This window comes from Pseudomonas izuensis, assembly GCF_009861505.1.
In the GTDB taxonomy this organism is placed as follows: Bacteria; Pseudomonadota; Gammaproteobacteria; order Pseudomonadales; family Pseudomonadaceae; genus Aquipseudomonas; species Aquipseudomonas izuensis.
Genome location: NZ_WTFT01000040.1, coordinates 70,710 through 82,361 on the forward strand (window position 1 = coordinate 70,710; position 11,652 = coordinate 82,361).

The 11,652-nt window shown below is 61.5% G+C and carries 8 protein-coding genes; 2 read left to right on the forward strand and 6 right to left on the reverse strand.

The window, feature by feature from the left end; all coding sequences use genetic code 11:
* Positions 1-153 precede the first annotated feature (153 nt).
* Entirely contained in the window at positions 154-957 is an 804-nt protein-coding gene (locus GPL81_RS26405) for a SirB1 family protein (RefSeq protein WP_160109109.1), read from the forward strand.
* 119 nt (positions 958-1,076) lie between these two features.
* Here GPL81_RS26405 and maiA read toward each other — a convergent pair whose 3' ends face one another.
* The 3 genes from maiA to hmgA are packed head-to-tail and all read right to left on the reverse strand — an operon-like array spanning position 1,077 to position 4,337.
* Positions 1,077-1,712: a maleylacetoacetate isomerase gene (gene maiA / locus GPL81_RS26410; protein WP_160109110.1), complete on the reverse strand. Its 636-nt coding sequence runs from the start codon at positions 1,710-1,712 to the stop codon at positions 1,077-1,079.
* A gap of 12 nt (positions 1,713-1,724) precedes the next feature.
* The gene (gene fahA / locus GPL81_RS26415) at positions 1,725-3,029 is read right to left on the reverse strand and encodes a fumarylacetoacetase (protein WP_160109111.1); all 1,305 of its coding nucleotides are present in this window, start codon (positions 3,027-3,029) and stop codon (positions 1,725-1,727) included.
* Positions 3,030-3,032: 3 nt separating this feature from the next.
* A complete protein-coding gene (hmgA, locus tag GPL81_RS26420; protein ID WP_160109112.1) occupies positions 3,033-4,337 on the reverse strand; it encodes a homogentisate 1,2-dioxygenase in 1,305 nt (434 codons plus the stop codon).
* A 179-nt stretch (positions 4,338-4,516) separates the two neighbouring features.
* On the opposite strand from hmgA, the gene GPL81_RS26425 reads away from it, so the two are divergent.
* The gene (locus GPL81_RS26425; protein ID WP_160109113.1) at positions 4,517-5,320 is read left to right on the forward strand and encodes an IclR family transcriptional regulator; all 804 of its coding nucleotides are present in this window, start codon (positions 4,517-4,519) and stop codon (positions 5,318-5,320) included.
* A gap of 130 nt (positions 5,321-5,450) precedes the next feature.
* On the opposite strand, the gene GPL81_RS26430 is transcribed toward GPL81_RS26425, so the two are convergent.
* The 3 genes from GPL81_RS26430 to GPL81_RS26440 all read right to left on the reverse strand — a co-directional run bounded on the left by GPL81_RS26430 (position 5,451) and on the right by GPL81_RS26440 (position 11,326).
* Positions 5,451-8,000, reverse strand: coding sequence for a LuxR C-terminal-related transcriptional regulator (locus GPL81_RS26430; protein ID WP_160109114.1), 2,550 nt, complete (start codon positions 7,998-8,000; stop codon positions 5,451-5,453).
* Between the two features lie 140 nt (positions 8,001-8,140).
* Positions 8,141-9,508 (reverse strand): DUF1329 domain-containing protein, encoded by a 1,368-nt coding sequence (locus GPL81_RS26435; RefSeq protein ID WP_160109115.1) that lies wholly within the window; start codon positions 9,506-9,508, stop codon positions 8,141-8,143.
* A gap of 24 nt (positions 9,509-9,532) precedes the next feature.
* Positions 9,533-11,326, reverse strand: a complete 1,794-nt coding sequence (locus GPL81_RS26440) for a DUF1302 domain-containing protein (protein WP_160109116.1) — start codon at positions 11,324-11,326, stop codon at positions 9,533-9,535.
* Between the last annotated feature and the right edge of the window lie 326 nt (positions 11,327-11,652).

Sequence of the window (11,652 nt, forward strand, 5' to 3'; positions counted from 1 at the left end):
GCCAGTATAGGCTTGCGCACAAAAATTGCAGAAGCGCGCCGGAATAAACAGATCGTCTATTCAGACATTCGGAAATAACCGCCACACCCCCTTGTGGAGCACTGGACGAATGGCAGAGACGGGGCTAAAACGAGGCATTGCCCGGAGATTTTGATGACCCCGCGACAATCGTTTTTTGCCTGTCTGCAACGATCACCGCCCGCGCTGTTCGAGGCGGCACTGTGGATTGCCGCTGAACATGACAGCGAGATGAACCTCGAATCGCTGCTGGTGGACTTCAAGACCCTGCAGCAGCGGATCAGTGGCAGCCTGCCCATGCTGCCGGTGAGCGAATTGGCGCAACCGCTGCTGCGGCGCATGAATGACCTGGGGTTCGCCCAGGACGACTTCACGCCCTTGCGCCCGCAAGTGGCGCTGCTCAATCGCGTGCTGGAACGCCGACGTGGACAACCCCTCGCCTTGGGTCTGATTGCGCTGGAATTGGCCAGAGGCCTGGAAATCCCTTTGGTCGGGGTCAACTTCCCCGGACATTTTCTACTGCGCGTACCGGGTGCCGATCATCTGCTCGATCCCTGCGGCGGGCGTCGTCTCTACCCCAACGACTGCCGGGAACTGCTGCAACGCCAGTACGGCCCGAACCTGAAGCTCAGCGCCGAACACCTGGTCACTGCCGAGCCCGTGCAGATGCTGCAACGCCTGTCGCGCAACCTGCGCCAGCTGCACCTTTCCAACGACGACTACATCGGTGCCCTTATCGACGCCGAACGCGTGCTGGAACTGGGCAACGGCACCGCTGCCGACTACCTGGCCCGGGCCAGCCTCTACCAACGGCTGGATTGCCCGAACGCCGAGCGCTTCGACCTGGAACATGCCTTGCTGCTCAGCGACGATCCGATTCAGCGGATTCGTCTGACGGAGCGGCTGGGGCATTTGCCGCCCAACTCCATCGTCCACTAAACACAGTTCCCCTGTGGGAGCGAGCCTGCTCGCGAAGACGGAGTCACATCCAAAATTGGCGTGACTGACAGACCGCTTTCGCGAGCAGGCTCGCTCCCACAGGGGTTGGTATGTGGTTGCTATGGGGTGTCCGGCTGATTCGACGGATGCGCCTTGATGAACGCCGGATGCGTGGCCGTCAGCGTCGCCACACGACGAATCCGCGGCCAGGCTTCCAGGGAAATGTTAAAGCGTTCGGCCGCGTACAGTTGCGGTATCAGATACACATCCGCCAACCCCGGCTGCGGACCAAAGCAATATCCCTCATCACCGATCAACTGCTCCACCGCCGCCAGTCCCTGGCTGATCCAGTGGCCGATCCACTCGACCACCTGCGCTTCATCCTGGCCCAACTGACGCAGCCGGTTGAGCACGCTGACGTTGTGCAGCGGATGCACATCGCAGCCGATCAACGCTGCCACGCCGCGCTCGTGGGCGCGGGCGGCGAGGTCTTTGGACAGCAGTGGCACCTGTGGATAACGTTCTTCGAGGTACTCGATGATCGCCGGCGACTGGATCAGCAACTCGCCTTCATCAGTGCGCAAGGCCGGCACGCGGCCTTGCGGGTTGATGCCCAGATACGCTGGCTGGCGGTGCTCGCCACCGGGCGGCGCGATCAGGTTGATCGGCAGCGCCTGGTAATCCAGCCCCTTCAACGCCAGCGCGATGCGTACCCGGTAAGACGAGGTGGAACGATAGTAGGTATAGAGTTCCATGACCCGTTCTCCTTAGCGCGCCGGCAGCACTTTGCCACGGCATTCGCCGAAGCCGATGGAGGCAAAGCCCTCGCGGCTGCAACGGCCACGCAGGATGATTTCATCGCCGTCTTCAAGGAACTTGCGCACCTCGCCCGACGCCAGCTCGATCGGCTTTTTGCCGCCCTCGGTGATTTCCAACAGGCTGCCGAACTGACCGCTTTGCGGTCCCGACAACGTGCCCGAACCAAACAGATCACCCGCCTGCAACTGGCAACCGTTGACGCTGTGGTGCGCGACCATTTGCGCCACGGTCCAGTACATGTGTTTGGAATTGCTCAGGGTCAGACGATGGGCCGGCAGATTCTGCTCGCGCATGGCTTCGGTCAGCAGCAGCACTTCCAGTTCGATGTCGAAGGCGCCGGCGGCCTGGTCGCGTTTGTCGAACAGGTACGGCAGCGGCTGCGGATCACCTTCCGGGCGCGCAGGCTGGGCACGACGGAACGGCTCCAGGGCTTCGGCGGTCACCACCCATGGGGAAATGCTGGTGATGAAACTCTTAGACAGGAACGGCCCCAGCGGCTGATATTCCCAGGCCTGGATGTCCCGCGCCGACCAGTCGTTGAGCAGGCAGAAACCGGCGATGTGATCGGCGGCGTCGCCAATGGCAATCGAGTCGCCCATATCGTTGCCCTGGCCAATCCAGATGCCCAGCTCCAGTTCGTAATCCAGGCGAGCGCACGGACCAAAGGTCGGCTCGGTCTGGCCAGCCGGCAAGGTCTGGCCTTTGGGACGGCGCACGTCGGTGCCGGACGGGCGAATGGTCGAGGCGCGGCCGTGGTAACCGATCGGCACGTACTTGTAGTTCGGCAGCAACGGATTGTCCGGGCGGAACAGTTTACCGACGTTCTGCGCGTGCTCGATGCCGACATAGAAGTCGGTGTAATCGTTGATTTTCGCCGGCAGGTGCATCTCGCAATTCGCCGCCAGTGGCAGCAGTTTTGCGCCCTGGGCTTCGATCTTGCCGTGCAGGGTGCTGCCTTCGCTCAGTAATTCCAGCAAGCGTTCACGCAGGGCAACACGCGCCTCGCGGCCCAGCTCGAAAAACGCATTCAACTGACCGCCACGGGTGGCTTCGACGGCGTTTTTTGCCACACCGTCGAACAGGCCGGCTTCGAGTGCCGCTTCCAGGTCAAAAATATGCTCGCCAATGGCCACACCGCTGCGCGGTGCCGAACCCTTCACACTGAACACGCCCAGCGGCAGGTTTTGCAGCGGAAAATCAGCATGGCCGTTGGCGGAAGCGACCCAGCTGCGAGTGATGGAAGTCTGCGTCATGGGTTATCTCCGGGTCGGATCGAAAGTGGCGGGCAGCGTGGCCCAGCAAGCGTCGTAGTTGGTTTGCAGTTGCGGGCAATCGAGGGCGAAACGGCTCGGGCGCAGCACCTGGCTGGTCTCGAACATGAAGGCCATGGTGTTGTCGATTTTTGCCGGTTTGAGGTCCGCGTTGATCGCCTTGGTACAGGTTTCGCCGTCGGGGCCGTGGGCACTCATGCAGCTGTGCAACGACGCGCCGCCGGGGACGAAGCCTTCGGCCTTGGCGTCGTACTCACCCTGGATCAGGCCCATGAATTCGTTCATCAGGTTGCGGTGGAACCACGGTGGACGGAAGGTGTTCTCGGCGACCATCCAGCGTGGCGGGAAGATCACGAAATCGAGGTTGGCCAGGCCATGAACGCTGGTCGGCGAGGTCAATACGGTGAAGATCGACGGGTCCGGATGATCGAAGCTGACGGTGCCGATGGTATTGAAACGGCGCAGGTCGTATTTGTACGGCACGTTGTTGCCATGCCAGGCGACCACGTTCAGCGGCGAATGATCGAGCTCGGTGCCCCACAACTGGCCGAGGAACTTCTGCACCAGGGTGGTCGGTTGTGCCAGGTGTTCGTAATGGGCGACCGGGGTCAGGAAGTCCCGCGGATTGGCCAGGCCGTTGCTGCCGATCGGCCCCAGGTCAGGGAGGCGCAGGGGCGCGCCATGGTTCTCGGCGATGTAGCCGCGGGCTTGTGGGTCGAGCAGCTCGACGCGGAATTTCAAACCCCGTGGCAGTACAGCGATTTCCAGTGGCTCCAGCTCCAGCACGCCCAGTTCGGTGGCAATCCGCAGGCGCCCCAGTTGCGGCACCAGCAGCATCTCGCCATCGGCATTGAAGAACACTCGCTCCATGGAGCGGTTGGCGCGGTACTGGTAGATGCTGATCCCGGCCGGTTTGTCCGCGCCGGAGTTGGCGGCCATGCTCACCAGGCCGTCGATGAAATCCGTCGGCTCGTCGGGCATATCCAGGGCATTCCAGCGCAGGCGATTGGGGGTCACTTCACCCAACGGCCCGCCAGCCAGTTGCCGCTCGAGTTTGACGAACGCCGGGTGATTGGCCGATGGCTGGATACGGTACATCCAGGTCCGCCGTGCTTCGCTGCGGGCCATGGTGAACGCGGTACCGGAAAACAGTTCGGTGTAGAGGCCGTAAGGGGCCTTTTGCGGGGAGTTCTGGCCGACCGGCAGTGCACCGGGCAATGCTTCGCTGCTGAATTCGTTGCCGAAGCCTGACTGATAAGCCAGTGCAGGTGTCGTTGAATCGAGGTTCATGGAGCCTCCTGAACAGGGACCGGACCGAAGCCTGTGGACCGATAGCCGAGGCCTTGGCGTGTCGAAAATTATTTCTTCGTAATTCAATTACGCATAACGTAATTTGATACGTATTGACCGTCAAGCTATAAAGACGCCCATTCATCCCCGGAACTCCTCCCTTGAAAGACGGCGCCACCATGCAAAAGCCCGCGAGCGACAGTAACGGTAAACAGAAAGTCCGCTCCGCCGAGGTGGGTACCGACATCCTCAAGGCGCTGGCCGAGTTGTCACCTTCGACCTCACTCTCGCGCCTGGCAGAACACGTGCAGATGCCTGCGAGCAAGGTTCACCGCTATTTGCAGGCGCTGATTGCCAGCGGCTTTGCCGAGCAGAATCCCGCGACCAACCATTACGGGCTGGGCCGCGAGGCCTTGCGCGTGGGGCTGGCGGCTCTCAACAGTATGGACGTGCTGAAAGTCGCCGCCCTGCCCTTGGCCGAACTGCGCGACGACTTGAACGAAACCTGCTTTTTGGCGGTGTGGGGCAATCAGGGCGCGACCGTGGTGCACATCGAACCGGCGGTGCGTGCGGTCACCGTGGTGACCCAATTGGGCTCGGTGTTACCGTTGCTCAGTTCTTCCACAGGCCTGGTGTTTGGCGCCTATCTGCCCAAGCGCGAAACAGTGGAGCTGCGCGAGCAGGAACTGCTGGCGCACACCGGCCATGCGCTGGCCGACGAGCAGACCTATGCCGCCATGTGCGAGCAGATCCGCGCACGCGGCCTGCATCATGTGCATGGTTTGCTGATGCCCGGGGTCGATGCCTTGTCGGCGCCGGTCTTCAACGCCATGGGCAATGTCGTGGCCGTACTGACAGTGGTTGGCCCGACGTCGCTGTTTCATGCCGATGAAGATGGCCCGGCGGCGCAGCGCCTGCTGTCCGCCACTCGCGCAGTCAGTTGGCGAATGGGCTTTGAGCCTGACGCTGCACCCGTAGCCTGACGCTCTACTGTGGGAGCAAAGCTTGCTCGCGATGGCGGAACTCCAGACACTGCGTGGTCGACTGTCACGACGCCATCGCGAGCAAGCTTTGCTCCCACAGGGATCGGGGCGAAAGTCTGGTCGTCCCCTCCTACCCTTGCGCAATCAAACCGAGCTTCTTCGCCGTGGCCACGGCCTGAGTCCGGCGCTCGACGCCCAGCTTGCTGTGAATACGTCGCGCGTGGGTTTTCACCGTATGCAATGAGATAAACAACTGCTCGGCGATCTGTTGATTGGAGTTGCCTTGGGCGATCAGGCCGAGCACCTCCAGCTCACGTCCGCTCAACGGATTGGCGTCCAGAGGTACCGCAGGCTCGTCGTCCACGCCCAGGCGAGCGAGCAAGGTCGGTTGACGCAGCCGCAACTCATTCAACACCTGCTGTAGATGACAACGCCTCACTAACGCTAGTCCCGCCTGTAACGCCGAGGTCGCCAGCTCTGTTTCGCCGACGATGTCCGCCACTTCGCAGATGGCCAACTGCAATTCGGTTTCCAGCGCCAGCATTCCATGCTGTTGCGCGTGATCGAGCAAAGCCTTGAGCCGCTCCAGCGGAGTCTGCGTCAATTGCAGTTGGGTCTCGGCGATGATCAGCAGGTACTCGATCCGTGCAATCAACTCCACCGTGGCCGGAGGCGCCTGCCGGGCCTGAGGCCCGCGGTAATGGCGTAACACACGAGTCAGTGCTTCGTGGACCAGCTCCGGTCGACCTTGCTGCAACCAGAAGTGACCGCTGATTTGCAGAAGCGCACTGCGATAAACGGTGTCGGGAATCTGTCGTTGTTGCATCAACCGCTCGGCCTCACGCAAGCGGTCAAACGCGTGGGCGTAATCCCGTTGGTTGGCCGCTACCTGGGCCTGCCCGAGAAAGCCGTACAACGCACGCTTGTCCTGACTATGCAGGCAATCCTGAAAGCCGCTCTGGAAGAACTCGGCGGCGACTTCATCCTGTCCCTGCCACAGCGCCAGACGCCCGCGTCGCAATGCAATACGTCCCAGCAACGGTGTCGGGCGATCAGCCTGTCGGCTCAACAATTCATGAATATCGGCCAACAAGCTCTCGGCGCGCCGGGGAGCGCCACGATGCTCGAGCAATTGTGCGTGATCGAGTTCGAGCAAGCCTTCGAACAGCAACGACCCTTGTGCCCGCGCCAGGCACAGCGCCTCACGATTGAGGGCCTGCGCGACATCCAGCTCGGCATTGAGCAGCGCCTGCTGGGTCAACCCGGACAGGCACAGCAAGCGTGCCGGCCAGGCCTCTGCTGCCAGTTCGGCCAATGCCTCGACGAAATGCCCGCGAGCGGCCGGCATGCGCCCCTGCAAATGCAGCAACCAGCCTTGCTGCGCCTGCCAGCGTGCGAACAATTGCCGCTGCGATGCCGCCGTCGGTTGCGGAGCAAACCGCGCCATTTGTTCGATGCACAGCGCCGCCTGGTCGAAGCGTCCGGCAAACAGCAGCGCCGCCGTGATCAGACCAACCAGTTGCGGCGAACCGAGGGTCAACTCTTGCCCCTGGCGCTCATGCAGGCTCAATAACAGACGTACATTCTCGCGCCGGAACAAATGCTCGAAATTGAAGTGCTGCAACAGGCTGACCGCCACCTCGAACTCTTCAGCCAGCAACGCCTGCTCGAACGCCCCCTGCCAGTCCTCTTCGGCGCAGAACCATTGGCAGGCGCGTCGATGCCAGGAACGCCCCACCGTTCCCTGTTCGTCACGCATGGCTCGGGCCAGTGGTACGAACACACGAAACCATTCCCCGGAATCTTCCCAGGGTTCGATAAAGCACCCCATCTCCTGCAAGGCCTGCAACCATCCTGCGCCCTCTCCGGCACCGAACAGATGTTCGCAGAGACCGGCATTGAAGCGCGGCAAATGGGCCAGCACTTGCCAGGCTTCCACCAGTTCCGGCGGCAAGGTGTTGAACAATTCATGCTGCAGATAATCGAGCAATGTCGTCGAGCGTCCCTGCCTGTCCTGCCCGGCAGACCACGGACAACCCTCCAGCAAGGCAATGCGCACACCGGCACCCCATCCGCCGCTGCGCTGAACGACGCGTTTGGCCAAACTGGCCGCCTGGGAGGGTTCTAAATGGCCGAGCAACTGCTCGACTTCCACCTCGGTAAAAGCCAGCGCCGGACCGTTGCACTCATACACCTCGTCGTCGAGCAACAACCGTGGCCAGTTGCAGGACGGACGCCTGCGCGAACCCAGCCACCAACTCAACGCCGGGTTCGTGAGGGCCAGCAAACGATCGAGCAGACGGTCGAGTTCAGGATGGGAGGAGCGACAGTAATCATCGATAAACAGCCAGGTTGGCGTTCGCAACCGGGCCAGATGCTCCAGCAATGCAAGCTCATCCGACGCTACCAGCCCCAACACTTGCGCCAGCTGCTGGCGGAAATCGGCAACACTCAATGACTCGCCGGCCAACGGCAGCCAATACACCCGGCAGTGCGTCGGCGCCCGCAACAGGCACTCGGTAAGCAGCGCGCTCTTGCCGCTACCGGCCGGCGCGCAAAGCAATTTCACCCGTGCCGTGGAGGCCAGCAATGGCTCGACCAATCGCTCGCGGGATACATGATGGGAACACAAGCGAGGCAGAAGTCCAGGCCGGTCCAGACACGTCGTCATGGCGGTCATAGTGGTGCGCCTTTTTATAATTGTGGCGCCACCCTAGCCCTCTCCGGAGCCCTTGTTGAAGAAGTATTCAGCAGGCTGATTGGCAGCCATAAAAAAGGTGACCGCGAAGTCACCTTTTTGTGTAGGAGCTTGTAGGAAGACTACCTCACCCCCGTGCTCCGCAGGGCTGCCGGTGTGTAGTCCCCGGCTTTGGCGGCGATGTTGAATTCGAAGCTGCGTTTCTCTTCGTTCTTCATCCCCAGTGCGATGTAGCGACCGGCAATCAGGTCATACAGTGCTTCGACCGTATAGGCCGGCACCTGATGATCGTAGTAGAACTGCGCATGCCCTTCGGCCACACGCCAGAGCTGGCCGCGACCGTCATAGTGATCGGCCAGCGCCACCTGCCAGGTGTCTTCGTCGAGGTACATGTGCCGCTTGGCATACACGTGCCGCTCGTTGGGCTTGACCGTAGCGACGACTTCCCAGACCCGGTGCAATTCGTAACGGGTCAGGTCCTGGTTGATATGGCCGGCCTTGATCACATCGGTGTATTTCAGGTCAGGCGAGTCGAGTTTGTAGCTGTTGTACGGGATGTACATTTCCTTCTTGCCGATCAGCTTCCAGTCGTAGCGGTCCGGCGCACCGGAAAACATGTCGAAGTTGTCGGTGGTGCGCAGACCGTCGGACGAGGTGCCCACGCCGTCATAGGCCACCTGCGGCGCACGCCGCACACGGCGCTGACCGGCGTTGTAGATCCAGGCCTTGCGCGGCTCCTGGACCTGATCGAGGGTCTCGTGGACCAGCAGTACGTTACCCGCCAGCCGCGCTGGTGCCGTCACTTCCTGTTTGAAATAGTTGAGCACGTTGTCATCGCTGCCCGGCTTCAGATCCCCCAGCAACGACGGCACGGCCACCTCGTCCTTGAAGCGAATCACGGTGAATTCGCCATTGGTCTGCGGCGTGGCCTGAGTGATGGTGCGGCGCAGATTGCCGCCGTGATAACGGGTGATGTGGTTCCAGATCACTTCGACGCCGTTCTTCGGAATCGGGAAGGCGTAGTAGCGATTGCCGGTGAAATTGGCCAGGCCGTTACCGTCGTTGATTGGGGTAACGTTCAATGCGCTGCGCTTGGCCGATTCGTAGATTTCCGCTGGCAGTGCGGCTGTGCGGTGGGTCGGATACACCGGGATTTTGTAAGTGTCGGGGTAGCGCTTGAACATCGCGATCTGCCCGTCGGAGAGTTTGTCCTTGTACTTGTCGACCGTCGCCGCCGTGATGATGAACAGCGGTTTTTCATTGGCAAACGGATCCGCCAGGAAACCCTTACTGTCCACCGCACCGGCGTTTTTCGGGATGCCGCCGGTCCACGCCGGAATCGAGCCGTCGGCGTTGCCGGCCTTCTCGGCCCCCAGCGGAGTGAGGCTGGTGCCAAGTTTATTCGCCTCTTCCGGCGACACTGCGGCCATGACGTTGACGGCCAGCAGACCGAGGGCCAGGACACCGCATTGCAGAATCATCTTGCGCATGGAAATCATCCTTCTCGAGACAGGTCAGAAGTTCACGCCAAAGCTCAACGCCACGAAGTCGCGGTCCTCGAGCGTGTTGTAGTTACCACCGAAGAAGTCGGTGTAACTGAGGCTTGCGGTGTAGGTGTTGCGGTAGTCCGCATCGACGCCGAGGCTGACGGCCTTGGCCCCCTCGTTGAACAGCCCGTTGGGGCCGTAACCGGAGACGTCGTGGGACCACGACAGGTTGGGGCGGAAGTTGATGCCGGCAATGACGTTGTTGTAGTCGAGGATCGCCCGGGCACGATAACCCCACGAAGTCGAGGTCACGAAACCATTGGTATCGCCGCCGAAACCATACTGGCCATAGACCGAGTCGCGGCCGTAGCGCAGCTTGCTGCGGGGCTCCAGGCCACCGACATGGACCACTGCCGCTTCGCCTACCAGGGTCAGGCGATCCGCGCCCGCGACCTGGTCGACGAAATGCGTCAGGGTGCTTTGGACCTGCGTCACTTCCTTGCGCCGATAGCCCTTGTTGTCGGCGCCAGGCGCGGTCGCGATGGGTGACGCTGCGCCGCCGGCAATCGGGTTGAGCATGGCCAGGGTCAGGTCGGTGCTGTTGACCTGAATCGGCAGGTTGGGGCGATAGCTGATCTCACCGGTCCACGCCGTGCCGGTGGGCAATGTGGTGGAGAAGCTCGCGCCGTACAGGCGAATATCTTCCGGGTATTCGAGGAAATACTGGCCGCGACCGAGCATCACGCTTTGCGCCAGGCCCGAGCCACTGCCGGGTGCAAGACGGTTGGCCGCCGCGACGATCCCCGGAATGCTCGCCAGCGTGGAGGCGCCCGCTGTCGTCGTACCGACGTTGGGCGTGCGGCTGTGGTAGTTCATGAAGTACAGGCCGTACTCGGTATCATCCCCCAGCCAGCGCAGCGCCGTACCCCACTGCCCCGAGTCCCGGGCATCGCGGTCCTGACCGCGAGGAACGACCACCCCTTCCCGGGTGACCTCAAAGCCCTGGCCAAAAGCCGCCGCTACCGGCTGCAACGGCGCAATGGCCGGGCTGGCGACGGTGTAGTTCTTGTTGCAGCCGTCGGCCACCACATCGTTGCCGAAGAAGGTGCCGCAGTTGTCGACGACGGTCTGGTCCCACTCCAGTTGATAGAAACCTTCGACCGTCAATTTGTCCGTCAGGCCCTGGGAGGCGAACAGCATGTTGACCGGAATCAGGCCTTCCTTGATCTCGGCGCCGGGACGACGGAACGCGGAGACGTCGACCGGGTTGATGCTGTTGATCGAGTTGCCGATGAAGGTACTTTCCCCCCAACTGACCACCTGTTTACCGGCGCGCACCGTGCCGGGCAGATCCGCGATGGAGTAGTTGTGATAGACGAAAGCGTCGAGGAGTTGGGTCCCGGAGGACTTGGCGCCTTCCTTGCGATTGTCATCGCTTATTTGCTTGAACGGCCGGTCTTCATCCTTGAGCTCGAAGTCGTACCAATACTTGCCACGGAGAAACACACCGGTATCGCCATACTTCAGTTCAAGGTCGTGGATGCCTTTGAAAATTTTCGAGAAGGTTTCGCCCTTTCCGAAGTTCTGACGCCCGTCGTCGCCGGTCGATGCCTGGCCAGTCCCGCCGTTGACGATACCCACCAGCGATTTGTCGGCATCGCGCATGCCCCAACTCGCGCCGATCGACAGCGAAGAGTCGAACGTCCCCTCGATTTCCCCGATGTTGAATGAAACGGCCTGTGCCTGGGCACAGCAACCCAAGGCCACCGCAGCGGCCAGCGCCTGCGGTTTGAAGATGGCGCGCATTGTTGTTTTTGTCATGCGTCTTCCCCGGTGAGTGACAGAAGGCCTCACCCTACTGCCGCCCGCCGAGGGCGATAAGCGCACCAAGGAGGTATTCGCGGTGTACCTCCAAAGGATGACTGGCCGCATGGAGCGGGGTTTTTCGCGGGGTATGAATGCCCGCAATGGCGAGCTATCAGCGCAACGCATGGGGGGCGATAAACACCTGAGCTGTGTAGGAGCTGTCGAGTGAAACGAGGCTGCGATCTTTTAATCATTCTCAAGGCAAGATCAAAAAGATCGCAGCCTGCGGCAGCTCCTACAGCCAGCTGCTACAGTGAAAGAGCCTACAGCGCATTCGACTG